At 63.8% G+C, this 15,842-nt stretch carries 12 protein-coding genes; 4 read left to right on the top strand and 8 right to left on the bottom strand.

The genetic code is table 11. The features are described 5' to 3' along the window. Window positions 1-34: 34 nt before the first annotated feature. Both JQ624_RS29890 and JQ624_RS29895 read right to left on the bottom strand, forming a co-directional pair. Window positions 35-1,765: a Spy/CpxP family protein refolding chaperone gene (locus JQ624_RS29890; RefSeq protein ID WP_312014518.1), complete on the bottom strand. Its 1,731-nt coding sequence runs from the start codon at window positions 1,763-1,765 to the stop codon at window positions 35-37. Between the two features lie 168 nt (window positions 1,766-1,933). Beyond that, complete coding sequence (locus JQ624_RS29895; RefSeq protein ID WP_212422499.1) at window positions 1,934-3,154, bottom strand: cytochrome P450; 1,221 nt, start codon at window positions 3,152-3,154, stop codon at window positions 1,934-1,936. 417 nt (window positions 3,155-3,571) lie between these two features. Here JQ624_RS29895 and JQ624_RS29900 point away from each other — a divergent pair, with 417 nt between their 5' ends. The 4 genes from JQ624_RS29900 to JQ624_RS29915 all read left to right on the top strand — a co-directional run bounded on the left by JQ624_RS29900 (window position 3,572) and on the right by JQ624_RS29915 (window position 9,529). After that, entirely contained in the window at window positions 3,572-4,258 is a 687-nt protein-coding gene (locus JQ624_RS29900; RefSeq protein ID WP_212422537.1) for a TetR/AcrR family transcriptional regulator, read from the top strand. Window position 4,259: 1 nt separating this feature from the next. Continuing rightward, the gene (locus tag JQ624_RS29905) at window positions 4,260-5,453 is read left to right on the top strand and encodes an efflux RND transporter periplasmic adaptor subunit (protein WP_212422500.1); all 1,194 of its coding nucleotides are present in this window, start codon (window positions 4,260-4,262) and stop codon (window positions 5,451-5,453) included. A 101-nt stretch (window positions 5,454-5,554) separates the two neighbouring features. Further along, on the top strand, window positions 5,555-8,650 hold the full coding sequence (locus JQ624_RS29910) for a MexW/MexI family multidrug efflux RND transporter permease subunit (protein ID WP_212422501.1): 3,096 nt from the start codon (window positions 5,555-5,557) through the stop codon (window positions 8,648-8,650). Window positions 8,651-8,785: 135 nt separating this feature from the next. After that, complete coding sequence (locus JQ624_RS29915) at window positions 8,786-9,529, top strand: hypothetical protein (protein WP_212422502.1); 744 nt, start codon at window positions 8,786-8,788, stop codon at window positions 9,527-9,529. Window positions 9,530-9,638: 109 nt separating this feature from the next. On the opposite strand, the gene JQ624_RS29920 is transcribed toward JQ624_RS29915, so the two are convergent. The 6 genes from JQ624_RS29920 to JQ624_RS29945 are packed head-to-tail and all read right to left on the bottom strand — an operon-like array spanning window position 9,639 to window position 15,833. Beyond that, window positions 9,639-10,526, bottom strand: a complete 888-nt coding sequence (locus JQ624_RS29920; RefSeq protein ID WP_212422503.1) for an ABC transporter permease — start codon at window positions 10,524-10,526, stop codon at window positions 9,639-9,641. Between the two features lie 2 nt (window positions 10,527-10,528). Then, entirely contained in the window at window positions 10,529-11,470 is a 942-nt protein-coding gene (locus JQ624_RS29925; RefSeq protein WP_212422504.1) for an ABC transporter permease, read from the bottom strand. A 25-nt stretch (window positions 11,471-11,495) separates the two neighbouring features. Next, a complete protein-coding gene (locus JQ624_RS29930; protein WP_212422505.1) occupies window positions 11,496-13,007 on the bottom strand; it encodes an ABC transporter substrate-binding protein in 1,512 nt (503 codons plus the stop codon). Between the two features lie 23 nt (window positions 13,008-13,030). After that, window positions 13,031-14,140, bottom strand: a complete 1,110-nt coding sequence (locus JQ624_RS29935) for an ABC transporter ATP-binding protein (protein WP_212422506.1) — start codon at window positions 14,138-14,140, stop codon at window positions 13,031-13,033. Next, the gene (locus JQ624_RS29940; RefSeq protein WP_212422507.1) at window positions 14,137-15,126 is read right to left on the bottom strand and encodes an ABC transporter ATP-binding protein; all 990 of its coding nucleotides are present in this window, start codon (window positions 15,124-15,126) and stop codon (window positions 14,137-14,139) included. Before JQ624_RS29940 ends, JQ624_RS29935 begins: the two co-directional genes overlap by 4 nt. After that, window positions 15,123-15,833, bottom strand: a complete 711-nt coding sequence (locus JQ624_RS29945) for a DUF1028 domain-containing protein (RefSeq protein WP_212422508.1) — start codon at window positions 15,831-15,833, stop codon at window positions 15,123-15,125. The genes JQ624_RS29940 and JQ624_RS29945 overlap by 4 nt, the downstream gene beginning before the upstream one ends. Window positions 15,834-15,842 lie beyond the last annotated feature (9 nt).

Raw genomic sequence — 15,842 nt, forward strand, 5'->3', positions numbered from 1 at the left:
CTCGTCAGCAAGAGGATCGGGTCAAGGTTTTCGGTCAGGGGCTTGCGGTCTGTTGCAGCGTATTGAAGCGCGCCTTCTGCTCGTTGCTCAGCGCGGCATAGAACTTGTCCAATGCATCTTGCACCCAATCGGCTGCCTCGAGCATGGCCTTGAGCCGCTTCTCCATCGCGTCCAGCCGACCGATCGGCGTAAGCGGCACGTCGTCCGGGCAGGCAGCTTGCAGCCCTGCAACCGCCTTCTTGGTCACGTCGCTCAAGCGGTCGAGCGCTTCCTTTTGCTCGCCAGCCGGCCGTACGACAGCCTCGATCCGTTCGATCGGCAGCTGGGTGAGACTGGATTTCGGATCGCCGCAGCCCTCGGCCTGAGCATTCGCTTCTTGCTGCTGCGAACGCTCGCCGATATTCGGGCCGAGCGCGTTGAAACGCGCCTTTTGCTCGTCGTTCAGCGAATTATAAAACTGCTCGAGTGCTGGCCGCACGATCTTGACCGCGTTGAGTGTGGCGCTTACGCGGTTCGTCATCGCCCGCAAGCGACCGGGCGGCGTCATCGCATAGGAATCGGCGCAGGATTCCTTGAACACGTCGGCAGCCTTTGCCGCGGCGGCCTTCAACTCATCGAGCAGGGCGCGCTGCTCGGGCGTCGGCCGTACTGCCCGTGTGATCTCCGCGATCGGCCAGGCGGTCACGCCCTTATCCGGATCTGCGCACAATTGCCGGAGAGTCCGTGGGCTCACGCTTGCGCGTCCGCGCGCTCGAAAATCGGTGATCGCCGCGCCAGGCTCCGGATATCGGGCGTAGGCCGAATACGGGCTGTCGGTACCCCAGAACACCGTGTCGACGAAGTCGTCATAAGCGTAGGCCCAATAGCCGGGGTCGTAAGCGGTGGGCCAGAACGTATATTCGAAGATGTCAGAATAGGCGTAGGGCCAGAACACCGGGCCGAGCCAGGCCACAAACGCGGCGCGATGACCGCGACGCCAGGCATGGCGGGGAGCCCAACCATTTTCCCGGGCCGTGAGCGCCGCCCGGGCTTGCAGGGCATCATTGCTGCGGAACTGTGCGGCAAATCGCCCGCGTGCGGCAGCCTGCATAGCGGCAGTTCGTTCAGCCGAAGGCTGCGGTCCCAGCCGCTGCAGGCGGGCCTGATCGCTTTGCTGCATGCGCTGCTCACGCTGGAGCAGGCGGTTCTGCGTCTCCAGCGACCTTTGCTGCGCGCGTTGCGCCCGCAGACCTTCCGGCTTTTGCGACTGCAATTGCTGCACGCGCTGCTGCAAGCGATCGATGCGGTTCTGCCGCTCTGTGCTCTGGCGCGACAGCATGTCACGCTGCCGCTCCTGCACGATTTGCTGCCGCTGCTGGATGCGCTGCTCGCGCTGCTGTGCACGCGTCTCAATCTGTTCCTTTCGCGACGGTCGCACAGCGGACGATGCGCCCGGGCTCGATGGCGCGGCGATGCGTGGCTCGGGATGTCGCGTCATCGCCGGTCGCTGCGATGGCGCGGCGCGATGGATCTCAGGTCGTGGTGCCACAATGTGCGGTGCAGCCGGTCGCGACGGCGCGGCGATACGCGGCGGCGCATGCGGGGCCATAGCTGGACGCTGCGGCGGGGGCGCTGCACGGAACGACGGCGCGGCGGGTCGCGCCATGGCCGGAGGCGCCGCTGGGCGGGCCATCGCCGGTGGCGGTCCCACTGGCCGGGCTGCTGGCGCAGCCACGCCACCAGGGCCGTGGCCTCTTCTATCTTGAGCGAACGAGCCGGTGCTCACCGTGATCGCGGAGACACCAAGAAAAAATGCTGCAATGCGAGCGCCTGGCGAAAGCATGATCTCAACTCCCTCGCCCAAACACATCAACGCGCAAGCGCAGAAATCGTTCGCTCCTCGTCCATGACTTACATTGCGGTCTTCCGACGCAGGGGCCGGTGAAAATTCGCCCTAGCCGACCTCGCACGGCACGTTCAAAAATCCACGGAAGCGCACCCTGCCGCCACGGACCGGCTCGCCGGCGAGCGCATAATCCGGAAAGCGCGCAAGGAAGCGCGAGATCGAGATCGCGCCTTCGAGCCGCGCCAGCGCCATCCCTGCGCATTGGTGCGCGCCGGTGCCGAAGGCCAGGTGCCGGTTCGGCGTACGGCCGATATCGAAACGTTCGGGATCGGCGAATTGCGCGGGGTCGCGGTTAGCGGCGCCGATGCACAGCGTCACCGGCGTGCCCGCTGGCATCGCGATGCCGCCGAGTTCGAACGGCTCGACGGTCATGCGGTTGCCGAGCTGGTTGGAGCTCTCGAACCGCAGCAGTTCCTCGACCGCGGTCTTGATCAGCGAAGGGTCTTCGATCAGCCGGCGTTTCTCGCTCGCGTGGTTCGACAGCGCCACCAAGCCGTTGCCGATCAAATTGGTGGTGGTCTCGTGGCCGGCATTGAGCAGGAAGATGCAATTGTGCAGCAATTCCTTCTCCGTCAGCCGCTCGCCATTGTCTTCGCCCTGAATGAGTCGGGTCAGCACATCGCGGTCGGGATTGCCGGGCTTGGCCCGCCGCCGCGCCACCAGCCCTTCGAGGTACGACAGGAAGTCCTTCACAGCCTTGTTGCCGCGAGCGAAGGCGTCCGGGCCGATCACCGGCTCCAACGCGCCAAGGATGGCCAGCGACCAGTTGCGCAAGGGCTCGCGCTCGCGCTGGGGCACGTCGAGCAGGTTGCCGATCACCTCGATCGGGATCGCGGCGGCGAAATCGTCGATCAGGTCCACCTTGCCCTTGGCGGCGATGGCGTCGAGCAGGCGGTCGACCAGCCGGATCAGATCGGGCTCCATGCCGGCGATCGCGCGCGGCGAGAGCGCGCCCATGATCAGGCGGCGGACGCGGGTATGGGCCGGAGGATCGTTGAAGACGAGACTCGTGGTGTGGTGCTCGTAGAGCAGGGAGGCACCATACTTCGGCGAGAACTCCTTCTTCTTGTCCGACGAGAAGGTTTTGGTGTTCTTGTAGGCTGCGACCAGATCGTCGTAGCGGGTCAGGAAATACGAGCCGTTCGGCAGCCGCTTGACCGGATCGGTCTCACGCAGCGCGCGATAGGTCGGGTAGGGGTTGGCATAGAACTCCGGCGTCAGCCTTTCGAGGTCGAATGTAGCCGCCAGTTCGCGCGCATCCAAATTCATGGCCCGCCACACTCTTTGGGAACAATAGGTAGGCGACCGTCTAATTAGTCGCAATTGCAACTATCTTAAATGACGTACCTGGCGTCAACTCGGATTGAAGAGATGACGAATGACCGGCGCGCGGCACGGCCAGCGCAGGGTGCTCGTGGTGAGGCGACGGCCTGCGGTACCGCAGGACCGCCAAGCCATACCGCCACGGCTCCCCGGCCGGGACCACTGGCGGCGCGCTGGGGTTGCAGGCGATCGGAATGTGCCACAGCTGGTGAGAGCGGGGTTTGCGAAAAACTGGTTTTTAAACAACACCATGAGGGTGTGTTCCTGCTGCCGCAGCGTGCCGAAATTCGACGGGTGCGCTGCAATAGATCCTTGACTTCGTCAAGGTGAGTGATTACTCACGCCCTCATGTCTACCCTGCGCATGACCAGTGACTTGCGGCGGCAATTGATCCTGAGTGCCGCCAAGCGATGCTTCGCCCGTAATGGCTTTGCCGGCACCACGACCAAGAGCGTGGCGGCGGCCGCGGCCATTTCGGAAGGGCTGCTGTTCAAACACTTCCCCTCCAAGGCGGCGCTCTATGCCGAGATACTTGCGGAGGAGTGTGAGGCCGATCCGGATTTCGCACACCTGCTCGACCAGGAGCCTTCAACTGCCACACTGGTTGAACTGGTCAAGGGCATGGTTGGCCATTTCATGGAAGTATCCGACGGGTCGGATCAGGAGGAAGCGCAGCGGCTGCGGCTGATGACGACCAGCCATCTCGACGACGGCGAGTTCGCGCGTCTGCTCTACGACAAGATCAGCGGCCTGATCGGGCCGGTGTTCACCGCGTCGATCGAAAGCGCCGTTGCGGCCGGTGACGCGGCGCGGATCGGCAGCGATCCGCTCAACCTGTTCTGGTTCGCCCACCACACCGTGCTGATGGCGGCGCTGACGAGGCTTCCCGCCGTGCCCTGTCTTTCCTACGGCAACGCCGCCGATCTGGAGCGGCAGCTCTCTCAATTCATCCTGCGCGGTATCGGACTTACCGAGGCCGCAATTGCTTCTCATCTGGGCTGCGAGCTGTCACCGAATCCGGGACAATCGGTAACTGCAGAAAGTGCATGACATGAATATCGTGACTGAACCCAAACTTTCGGGAAAGCCGATCGCCGACAAGCCGCACAAGCGGCCGGTCCGGCTGGTGCGCTGGTTCATCGTCGTGGGGACGATGCTGGCCTTGCTGGTCGGCGGCCTGGTCTGGTTCAACTACTTCCGCGGCAAGATGATCGCGCAGTTCTTCGCGAACAACAAGCCGCCGGCGGTGAGCGTCAACGTTGCCGTGGCGAAGTCCGAGACCATTCCGAACCTCCTGACCGCGGTTGGCGATCTCGCCGCCGTGCATCAGGTTAACGTCACGTCGGACGTCAACGGACGCATCACCGACATCATGTTCTCGCCCGGTGCCAGCGTGAAGGCGGGCACGCCGCTGGTGCAGTTGTTCGACGGTCCGGAGCAGGGGGACCTTGCCAACTTCAAGGCACAACAGCGGGTGGCGCAGATATCGCTGGATCGCGCCAAGCAACTGGCCGAGCGCCAGGTCGGACCGCAGGCGACGGTGGATACGGCGCAGGCCGCGTTCGATCAGGCCAGCGCCGGCATCGCCAAGACGGAAGCCATCATCTCGCAGAAGCTGGTGCGGGCGCCGTTCGATGGCGAGCTCGGCGTTCGCAAGGTCGAGGTCGGACAATATCTGACCGCGGGCACGCAGATCGTCTCGCTGACCGATCTGTCTGTGCTGTTTGCGAACTTCACCGTGACCGAGAAGGATTCCGGCCAGCTCAAGGTCGGCCAGATCGTTCGTATCGCCGTCGATGCCTATCCCGATCGCACCTTCGAGGGCAAGATCACCACCATCGAGCCGCAGATCGCGACCGAGACGCGCAACATCCGCGTGCAGGCGACGATCCAGAATCCGGACAAGATCCTCAAGCCCGGCATGTTCACAACCACCACGGTGGTGTTGCCGGACAAACCGCCGGTCATCACCGTGCCCGAAACCGCGGTCGACTACACGCTCTATGGCGACTCGGTCTACCTCCTCAACGAGAAGAAGGAGGAAGACGGCAAGACCAGCCTGACGGTCACGCGGACCTTCGTGCAGACCGGCAAGCGCGTCGAAGGGCGGGCTGAAATTCTGAAAGGTTTGAAGGACGGCGACCGCGTCGTGGCGGTCGGCCAGCTCAAGCTGCAATCGGGAGCGGCCGTGACGATCTCGAACGATCCGACGCCGCCGATCCCGGCGAAGCCGCCGCGCTACTGACACATGATTGCGGCCTAGAGGGGCCGCGATGGCGAAAGGCGGGCAGCGGTCCTGGAGAAGGACCGCGCCCGAAAATGCTGAACTCAGCGGGATAATTTGCGATGGCCTTAACCGATATTTTCATCAAGCGTCCGGTCCTGTCGGTCGTCGTCAGCCTGCTGATCCTCCTGATCGGTCTCAGGGCCGCCAGCGTATTGCCGATCCGGCAATATCCGAAGTTGTCGAACACGGTGATCAACGTCACCACCGTCTATCCAGGCGCGTCGGCTAACCTGATTCAGGGCTTCATCACCACACCCATCGAGCAGGCGGTCGCCTCCGCCGAGGGCGTCGATTACATCACCTCGTCATCGGTGCAGGGCACCAGCACGATTCAGGTCTACATCAAGCTCAATTTCGATCCGAACCAGGCGCTGACCGAAGTTCTCGCCAAGGTGAATTCGGTCAAATACCTGATCCCGAAGGAATCGAACGATCCGATCGTAACCAAGACGACCGGCCAGACCACGGCCGTGATGTATCTCGGCTTCTCCAGCGACGAGCTCTCGGGCTCGGCGATCTCCGATTATCTGACGCGCGTGGTGCAGCCGGTGCTGTCGACGGTCGACGGCGTGGCGTCGGCCGACATTCTCGGCGGGCAAACGTTCGCGATGCGGCTGTGGCTCGATCCGGTGCGGATGGCGGGGCGTGGCGTGTCGCCGAGCGACGTCTCGGCGGCGATCTCTGCCAACAACTTCCAGGCCGCGGCCGGCCAGGCCAAGGGCTATTTCATCGTCTCGAACGTTCAGACCAATACCGACCTGCGAAACCTCGAGCAGTTCAAGAAGATGATCGTCAAGTCCAAGGACGGCGGCTTCGTGCGGATCGAGGATATCGCAACCGTTGAACTCGCCGCCCAAAGCTCGGATGCGAGCGTTGCATTCAGCGGCGAGCGCGCGATCTTCATCGGCGTGCAGGCGACGCCACAGGGCAATCCGCTGACGCTGGTCAAGGGCGTGCGCGCGCTGTTTCCGGAGCTCGAACGCAATTTGCCGCCGTCGATGAAGATGAAGGTGGCTTACGATTCCACCAAGTTCATTCAGTCGTCGATCGACGAGGTGAAGAACACGCTGATCGAGGCGGTGCTGATCGTCGTGGTCGTGATCTTCCTGTTCCTGGCCTCGTTCCGCTCGGTCATCATCCCCGTGGTCACGATTCCGCTGTCGCTGATCGGCGTCTGCAGCCTGATGCTGGCGATGGGCTTCAGCTTCAACCTGCTGACGCTGCTGGCGATGGTGCTGGCGATCGGGCTCGTGGTCGACGACGCCATCGTGGTGGTCGAGAACATCCACCGCCATCTGGAGGAAGGAAAGACGCCGGTACAGGCGTCGCTGCAGGGCGCGCGCGAAATTGTCGGTCCCGTGATCTCGATGACGATCACACTGGCGGCCGTGTACGCGCCGATCGGCTTCCTCGGCGGCCTGACCGGTTCGCTGTTCCGCGAATTCGCCTTCACGCTGGCGGGCTCGGTGATCGTCTCGGGCGTGATTGCGCTGACGCTGTCGCCGATGATGTGCTCGGTGCTGCTCAAGAGCGCGGACGAGGGACGGTTTGCCAGGCTGGTCAACCGCGTGTTCGGCGCGATGACGCGCTGGTATGGGCGGCAGCTCGACCGCTCGCTCGACTATCGGCCGATCACCGGCGTGTTCGCGCTGACGATCCTCGGTCTGGTCGGCTTCCTTTATATGAACACCTCCAAGGAGCTGGCACCCGAGGAAGACCAGGGCATCGTGTTCTCGGTGACCAAGGCGCCGAAATACGCCAATATCGACTACGTCGATTTCTACGGCGAAAAGCTCGACAAGGCGTTTGCCAAATTTCCCGAAACCGACCTGCGCTTCGTCCTGAACGGCATCAACGGGCCGCAAGGCGGCATCGCCGGCATGCTGCTCAAGCCGTGGGACGAGCGTACGCGTTCCTCGATCAAGCTGAAGCCGCTGGTGCAGGCCGAGATCAGCAAAATCGAAGGCGTCCAGGCGTTCGCGTTCAACCTGCCGCCGCTCCCGGGCGGGCCGGGTGGTTTGCCGGTGCAGATGGTGATCAACTCGACCTCCGGCTTCCAGACTGTCTATGAGCAGATGGAGAAGCTGAAGGACGCGGCGCGCAAGAGCGGCCTGTTCATCGTCTCCGACAGCGATCTCAACTTCAATCAGCCGGTGGTGCGCGTCTCCGTCGACCGTTCCAAGGCGAGCGACCTCGGCATCAACATGGCGCAGGTCGGCGCCACACTGCAGACGCTGCTGGGCGGCAACTACGTCAACCGCTTCAACCTCGAGGGACGATCCTATCAGGTGATCCCGCAGGTGCCGCGCGGCATGCGGCTGTCGCCGGAATCGCTCGGCGGGTATTATGTCCCGACCAACACCGGACAGTTGGTGCCGCTGTCGACCATCGTGTCGATCGAGACGGCCACCGATCCGAACTCGCTGACGCATTACAACCAGCTCAACTCCGCGACCTTCTCGGCGGTGCCGATGCCGGGCGTGACGGTCGGGCAGGCGGTGGACTTCCTGGAGGGCGAAGCGAAGAAGATGCCGGCCGGCTTCGGTCACGACTATCTGGCCGATTCCCGCCAATATGTGCAGGAAGGCAACCAGCTTGCGATCACCTTCGGCTTCGCGCTGATCATCATCTTCCTGGTGCTGGCGGCGCAGTTCGAAAGCTTGCGGGATCCGCTGGTCATCATGATCAGCGTTCCCATGGCGATCGTTGGCGCCTTGATCCCGCTGTTCTTCGGCATGGCGACCATCAACATCTACACCCAGGTCGGGTTGCTGACGCTGGTCGGTCTCATCACCAAGCACGGCATCCTGATGGTGGAGTTCGCCAACGAATTGCAGCTCAAGGAAGGTCTCGACAAGCGATCGGCAATCGAGATGGCGGCCCGCATCCGGCTGCGTCCTATCCTGATGACGACGGCGGCGATGGTCACCGGCCTGATCCCGCTGCTGACGGCAACCGGCGCGGGCGCGGCCAGCCGCTTCTCGATCGGTCTCGTGGTGGTCGCGGGCATGTCGATCGGCACGCTGTTCACTCTGTTCGTGCTGCCGGCGGTCTATGTCTGGATGGCCACCGACCACCAGGCGAAGGCCGGCTCGGAGCGGACCAAGGAGATCGCCGATTTCGATCTCGGGAGATCGGCGCTCAAACCGACCTGAGCCGTCTCGCGCGGCAAGAAGTTACGGGCGACGGCAGCGGAGATCACTGCCGTCGCTTTTTTCGTGTCGGGGGTGTGCGGCCCCCGGCGACGCGGTCGGCTCTCCATGCTAGGAAACAAGAAAAAGGGAGCCAACATGACCAGCGACTTTGCAGCCGGCAACTACCGCTTCATTCCAGCCGTGTTTCAATATTCCGGCGGGGTAGCAGCCAATCCCGGCTATGAAATCGAGCGGGTGCGTTTCGACAAAACGGTGCCGCTGGCCGAGGGCTTTGCGCAAATCGCAAAATACATTCAGGCGGCGGGCAGGCCGCTGACGTCGTTCTGTGCCTGCGAGCTGCGATCGCCGGCCGCCTTCACCGACGAAGGATTTCGCAATTTCAACCTGCACTACGTCAAGACGCTGGCGGAGTGGGGCGTCTATGACGGCAAAACCAACCCGGTCGCGCGCAGCAATGTCTGTCCGGAGATCGATCCACCGGCCGAGCCTTCGTTCTATGCGTTTTCATTCACGCGGCCGAGCCAGGGAACGACGCCAAGTTTTGTCATCGCAGGCAGCGGCGAGTCCCAGGAAGGCAATGCGAGCTATGCCGAGCGCACGGTGCGCTACCGGGACGTCAGCCCGGAAGGCATTGCGGAGAAGGTTCGTTACGTCGCCGGCGTGATGGAGCGGCGCATGGGCGAATTCGGCTATGGCTGGAAGGATGCGACTGATGTGCAGACCTACACCATCCACGATTTCCACCACGTCTTTGCCGATGCGCTCGTTCGCCGCGGCGCCGCGCGTTCCGGCCTGACTTGGCACTTTGCGCGGCCGCCGGTGATCGATCTGGAATATGAGATGGATTGCCGGCGGGTGATGCGGGAAGTGGTGATTTGACAGCAGTCAGGTTTCTCGTCATTGCGAGGAGCAAAGCGACGAAGCAATCCACCTTCCTTGCGGCGCTATGGATTGCTTCGCTGCGCTCGCAATGACGGCCTTCCAGCGCCTACCGCTCCCTCGGATCCAGCGCGTCGCGCAGGCCGTCGCCGACCAGGTTGAACGATAGCACCACGAGAAAGATCGCCAGCCCCGGCCAGACCGCCATCCAGGGTGCGTTGGTCAGGAAGCGTTGCGCGGCGTTGAGCATGCTGCCCCAGGATGGCGCCGGTGGCTGCTGGCCGAGACCGAGGAAGGATAGCGCGGCTTCCGCGATGATCGCGGCGGCGATCGACAGCGTCGCCTGCACCAATAGCGCCGGCATGATGTTGGGCAGGATGTGAAACAGCGCGATCCGCCAGCGCGGATTGCCCATGGCGCGCGCGGCCTCGACATAATCCTCGACCTTGACGCTCATCACCTGGCCTCGCGTGAGGCGCACGAAGATCGGCGTCGCGGATATGCCGATCGCGATCATGGCGTTGCCGAGGCTGGGACCCAGGAATGCGGCCAGCGCAATCGCGAGGATCAGGAACGGGCAGGCCAGCATCGCGTCGGTCATGCGGCTGATCAGGGCGTCGATGAAGCCGCCGCGGTAGCCCGACAAGAGGCCGAGCGGTACGCCGATCGAAAGCGCGATCCCGACCGAGATCGCACCGGCCAGCAGCGATGCGCGCGCGCCGTAGATCACGCGGGCGAGAATGTCGCGGCCAAGTTCGTCGGTCCCGAACCAGTGCAGCGCGGAAGGCGGCTTGCGCACCAGCGACCAGCTCGTCGCGATCGGTTCATAAGGCGAGATCAGCGGCGCAAACACCGCAAGCAGGACGAAAGTGGCGATCACGACGAGGCCCGCCACCGCGCCCTTGCGCTTGAACAAACGCCGCAACGCGCGCCGCGCCGGGCTCTCCAGTTCGTCGGAGACGGCAATCGGTAACGCGCTAAGCGTGGCGTCGGTCATGCTTACGTCCTCAGCCGCGGATTGACGAGCACATAGGCGATATCGGCGATCAGGTTGAGCGTGATGTAGATCGTCGCCGTCGTCAGCACGACGCCCTGCACAACCGCATAATCGCGGTTGAACACCGCATCGACGATCAGCTTGCCGAAACCCGGAATGGAAAAAATCTGCTCGGTGAGCACGGCGCCCGACAGCAGTGTGCCGAGTTCGAGCGCGCCGAGGGTGATGATCGGCGTCAGCGCGTTGCGCATGGCATGCTTGAGAATGACGGAACGCTCGGAAAGGCCCTTGGCGCGGGCGGTGCGGACATAGTCGCTTTCGAGTACCTGCAGCATGGCGCTGCGGGTATGCCGCATCAGGATCGCGGCAATCGCATTGCCCAGCACGAAGGCTGGCATGATGGTGGAGGCGATACTGGCGCGCCAGTTCTCGGCCAGCGGCACATAGCCCGACGCCGGCAGCCAGCCGAGCTTGATCGAGAACAGGAAGATCAGCATGATGCCGAGCCAGAAGTTGGGTGTCGAGATGCCCCACAGCGCGAAGAAATTCGCGCCGTAGTCCCAGGCCGTGCCCTTGTTGACTGCCGATATGATTCCCGCGGGGATGCCGATCAGGAAGGCGATGACGATCGCCATCGACGCCAGTTGCATCGTCACCGGCAGTTTCTGCGCGATCAACTCGCGCACCGGCACCTTGTTCCGCAGCGACTCGCCGAAATCGCCCGAAAGCACGCCCTTGATCCAGTAGACATATTGCACCGGCACCGGCTGATCGAGCCGGTACTGCTGGCGGATTTGCGCGATGACGTCGGGGTCGCGTTCCTCACCCGCCATCACCAGCGCCGGATCGCCCGGCAGCAATTGCTGCAGCGAAAAGATCAGGATCGAGACGAAGAACAGCGTCGGGATGAGCTGCACGATGCGCCGTGTCAGGAAATTCAGCATGACGCGATCCCGGGCGCTGCCATGTTCACTTCAGCTTCAGCCCGACCACGCGCACCAGCCCATCCGGCATCTGCTTGTAGCCATCGAGCTTGGTAGTGTGTGCGATCAGGATGCGGCGGTGATAGATGTAGAGGATGGCTTCGTCTTCCATCTCCGCCTTGGCCAGTTTCTCATAGATCGCCTTACGCTGCGCCAGGTCGGTGACAAGGCGGGCGTCGTCGAGGGCCTTGTCGGCCTCAGCATTGCTCCAGGCGCTGTAATTCTGCGGCGCGCCGGTTTTCAGGAAGACGTAGGAATTGCCATCCGGATCGATCCGTCCGCTCCAGGCCAGCATGAAGGCCTGGTACTCGCCGGCCTCGGCCTGTTTCAGCGAGGTCGCAAACTCCGTGACCCTGATCTTCATGTCGAATCCGGATTCCGATGCCATCGATTGTACCACCTGTGCGACCGCCTCGGTCTCTGCGCCTTTCGGTACCATGAAGTCGACGTTGACCGGTGGCGTAACGCCCGCTTCCTTCAACAGCGCCTTGGCCTTCGCGACGTCGCGCCCGCGAAGGGGGAAGGCCTTCTGGTAATAGGGATGATCCGGGTTGACCCACTGATTACCCGGCTTGAACTCGCCATTGAACACCACCTGGTTGATGGCTTCGCGATCGATCGACAGATCGAGCGCCTGACGTACCTTGGCCGACTGGCTGAGCGGTCCCTTGGCCTTGTCCTTGCCGATATTCAGGGTGATGCCCTGATAGCCAAGCTCGATCGCCGTCGAAAGCTTCAGCCGTGAATCGCTCTTCACATCCTTGATGTCGGTCGCCAGCACGCGCTCGATCAGATCGAGCCCGCCCGATTTCAGATTGGCGAGACGCACCGTAGCGTCGACGATCGGTTGGAATACCACGCGGTCGATGAAGACGTCGTCCTTGTTCCAGTAGTCGGCGAACTTCTCGAATACCATGCGGTCCTGTTGAACGCGCTCGACGAATTTGTAGGGCCCGGCGCAGACCGGGCGCAGCCCGAATTTGTCGCCGGCTTCCTTGGCCGCCTTGGGCGAGACCATCATGCCGGCGCGATCGGTGAGTTGCGCGATCAGCGGCGAGAACGGCGCTTTCAGAACGAGCTTGATGGTGAGGGGGTCGACCACCTCGACCCGATCGACGCTGGCCAGCTCCGGCTTGCGGAACGAGCCGGGCATGGTGAGGTGGCGCTCGATCGAATATTTCGCGGCCTCAGCATCCAGCGTTTCGCCGTCGTGAAACTTGACGCCCGGCCGGAGCTTGATGGTGACTTCCTTGCCGTCGGCCGAGGTCTCGTGGCTCAGCGCGAGCTGCGGCACGATGTTGAGCTTTTCGTCGATGTCGAACAGCTTGTCGCAGAATGCCGCGAACACGATGCGGCCGACATAGGTGCGCGCCATGGTCGGATCGAGGATATCAGGATCCTCGGCAAGCCCGATCCGCAGCGTGGACTGGGCCTGAACGGTTGCCCCGAGCGACAGCAGCAGCGCCGCTGCGGTGATTGCCAAACGAAAGATTTTCATTGCTGCCATCCCCTTGTCTACGATTACACCGCTGTTGGCTGTATTCCGATCATATCAACCCCGGCGCGGCCTGCACCTTCCGTGTCACCGCTGAAGGCGGCGACCAATTTTTCCAGCACCGGCGAAAAGCCGCCATCGGCGGGCACGATATTCTCGGGGGCCGGCAATTCCGCGGTGCGGTGACAGGCGGTGGCGTGTCCCGTGCCGTCGGCGAGCAGCGGCGGAATTTCAGTGCGGCAGCGCGCGATGACGTAGGGGCAGCGGGTATGGAAGCGGCAGCCAGAGGGCGGATTGAGCGCGCTTGGCATCTCGCCCTCCAGGACGATGCGGCTGCGTTTGGCCTGCGGCTTCGGCACCGGAATGGCCGACAGCAGCGCGCGGCTAAAGGGATGCCGGGGTGCGGCAAACAGCGCGTCGGCGGCCGCGGTCTCGACGATGCCGCCGAGATTCATCACGGCGACGCGGTCGGCGATGTGCTTCACGACCGCCAGATCGTGTGAGACGAAGATGTAGGCGAGGCCGAGCCGGTCCTGCAGGTCGCGCAGCAGATTGAGGATCTGCGAACGGATCGAGACGTCGAGCGCGGATACCGGCTCGTCGCAGATGATCAGTTTCGGCTCCACCGCGAGCGCCCGCGCAATCGCGATGCGCTGGCGCTGACCGCCGGAAAACTCGTGCGGATAACGGCGGGCAAAGCGCGGCTCCAGCCCGACCAGCCGCAGCAGCTCCTCGACCCGCTCGCGCCGGCGCGCAGCCGGCACCAGATCGTGCAGCGCCAGCGGTTCGGTGAGGATCTGGCTGACGGTCATGCGCGGGTTCAAGGACGCGTAGGGGTCCTGGAAGATGATCTGCGCGTCGCGGCGGAAAGCGCGCAACTTGTTGGCGTCAAGCGCTCCGAGGTCGCGGCCTTCGAAGCGCACGGTTCCGGCATCCGGCTCGATCAGCCGCAGCACCAGCCGGCTCACTGTGGATTTGCCGCAACCGGATTCGCCGACCAGCGCCAGCGTCTTGCCGGCTTCGACGGTGAAGCTAACGCCATCGACCGCTTTGACATAGGCGGTCGGCCGGCCGAACACCGAACGCGCGGCGACGAAATGCTTCACCAGCCCTTCGACTTCGAGCAGCGCGGTCATGATACCAGCCGCTCCAGCGGCGCCCGGATGCAGCGCGAGGCATGGCCCGTGCTCACGATGGCCAGCGGCGGCGGCGCGGCGATGCAGGTTTCAATGACGAACGGACAGCGCGCGGCGAAGCGGCAGCCGGACGGCGGGTTTGCCATGTTCGGCACCATGCCCTCGATGGTCGCCAGATGCGAGGCGCGGCGATCGAGCCGCGGGATCGAGCCGAGCAGGCCCACGGTGTAGGGATGCTGCGGGTTAGCAAAGAGCTCGTCGACCGGCGCGCGCTCGACGATCTCGCCGGCATACATCACCGCAACCTCGTCGCAGACTTCGGCGACCACGCCGAGATCATGGGTGATCAGGATGATCGCCGCACCACTGGCGGCCTTCAGCTCGCGCATCAGATCGAGGATCTGCGCCTGCAGGGTGACGTCGAGCGCCGTGGTGGGCTCGTCCGCGATCAAAAGGCGCGGGTCGCAGGCCAGCGCCATCGCGATCATCACGCGCTGGCGCATGCCGCCGGAGAGCTTGTGCGGATATTCGTCGATCCGCTTGTCGGGCGAGGAGATGTGGACGCGGCGCAGCAGCTCGACGGCGCGCTCGCGCGCCTGTCGCCGCGAGCCGCCACGGTGGCGCAGGATGGTCTCGATAATCTGGTCGCCGATGGTGAAGCTCGGATTGAGCGAGGTCATCGGCTCCTGGAAAATCATCGCCAGCCGGTTGCCGCGCAGATCGCGCAGGGTCTCGTCGGGGACGTCGAGCAGATCGAAGCCGTCGAAGCGGATCGAGCCGGAGACTTCGGCGGAGTGCTTCGACAGCAACCCCATGATGGCGAGCGAGGTCACGCTCTTGCCGCAGCCGGATTCGCCGACCAGTCCGAGCGTCGCGCCATTGGCCACGCTGAGATCGACACTGTCGACCGCATGCGTGGTGCGGCCGTCGTCGCCGTGGAAGACCACGCGCAGGCCTTCGATTTCGATCAGCGGGCTCGCGGTCATGCCTTGGCCGCCGTCGCTGCTTCAATCGCTGCATCGATGACCGCGCGGTCGGTGATCCCGGCCGGGTTCTTCCGCGTCGGCAGGAAGGGGCGGAAATGCACCCAGCGCTCGCGGCTGACCTGTTCCAGCCGCTCGAGTTCGGCAAGTGGATCGGTATGGTCGTCGACGCGCAGGTCGAGATCGGACCATTCCTCCTCGCCCTGGATCACCAGCGCGGCCGATTGCTTGCCGCGCTTGTCACCGCCGGCGGCTTCGCCGGCTTTCATGGCCACGATCAGCCGCTGCGCAAAGGGCAGGCTGGCATTGGCGATAAAGGCCTGCGCGGTGTCGTCGAGCACGGCGGCGCCCGCCAGCATGTTGCCGGCGAGGGAGAAGTTGTCGCCCTGAATATGCCCGCACCAGTCGACGCATTCGGCGCCGGTATGCGCGGCGATCCGACCCTTAATATCCATGACATGAAGCTGCCGGGCCTCGCGGCCGTCGTCGGTGGCAATCAGCGTGTCCACCACCTCGCGCGGGCTGCGCCCCTCGCGCAGCAGTTTTACGCCGTCGATGCCGTAATAGGGGTTGACCAGCGCCTGCGTCGCGACGCCGCCAATGCCGGGGGCAATGTGCGGCACGCGCGCGCCGACCGCGAAAAACCGGGTCGCAACCGCAATGCCGATCTGGCCGGTGGAGGGATCGCGCGCGATGATCGACCAGGTCATCTTGTCTCT

This window comes from Bradyrhizobium sp. AUGA SZCCT0283 (assembly GCF_018130385.1).
GTDB lineage: Bacteria > Pseudomonadota > Alphaproteobacteria > Rhizobiales > Xanthobacteraceae > Bradyrhizobium.

What these genes read in the sequence shown, in the direction of transcription:
- JQ624_RS29895 (WP_212422499.1), bottom strand. Translation starts at nt 3,154, where the DNA reads ATGAATTTGGATGCGCGCGAACTGGCGGCTACATTCGACCTCGAAAGG.
- JQ624_RS29900 (WP_212422537.1), top strand. Translation starts at nt 3,572, where the DNA reads ATGACCAGTGACTTGCGGCGGCAATTGATCCTGAGTGCCGCCAAGCGA.
- JQ624_RS29905 (WP_212422500.1), top strand. Translation starts at nt 4,260, where the DNA reads ATGAATATCGTGACTGAACCCAAACTTTCGGGAAAGCCGATCGCCGAC.
- JQ624_RS29910 (WP_212422501.1), top strand. Translation starts at nt 5,555, where the DNA reads ATGGCCTTAACCGATATTTTCATCAAGCGTCCGGTCCTGTCGGTCGTC.
- JQ624_RS29915 (WP_212422502.1), top strand. Translation starts at nt 8,786, where the DNA reads ATGACCAGCGACTTTGCAGCCGGCAACTACCGCTTCATTCCAGCCGTG.
- JQ624_RS29920 (WP_212422503.1), bottom strand. Translation starts at nt 10,526, where the DNA reads ATGACCGACGCCACGCTTAGCGCGTTACCGATTGCCGTCTCCGACGAA.
- JQ624_RS29925 (WP_212422504.1), bottom strand. Translation starts at nt 11,470, where the DNA reads ATGCTGAATTTCCTGACACGGCGCATCGTGCAGCTCATCCCGACGCTG.
- JQ624_RS29930 (WP_212422505.1), bottom strand. Translation starts at nt 13,007, where the DNA reads ATGAAAATCTTTCGTTTGGCAATCACCGCAGCGGCGCTGCTGCTGTCG.
- JQ624_RS29935 (WP_212422506.1), bottom strand. Translation starts at nt 14,140, where the DNA reads ATGACCGCGCTGCTCGAAGTCGAAGGGCTGGTGAAGCATTTCGTCGCC.
- JQ624_RS29940 (WP_212422507.1), bottom strand. Translation starts at nt 15,126, where the DNA reads ATGACCGCGAGCCCGCTGATCGAAATCGAAGGCCTGCGCGTGGTCTTC.
- JQ624_RS29945 (WP_212422508.1), bottom strand. Translation starts at nt 15,833, where the DNA reads ATGACCTGGTCGATCATCGCGCGCGATCCCTCCACCGGCCAGATCGGC.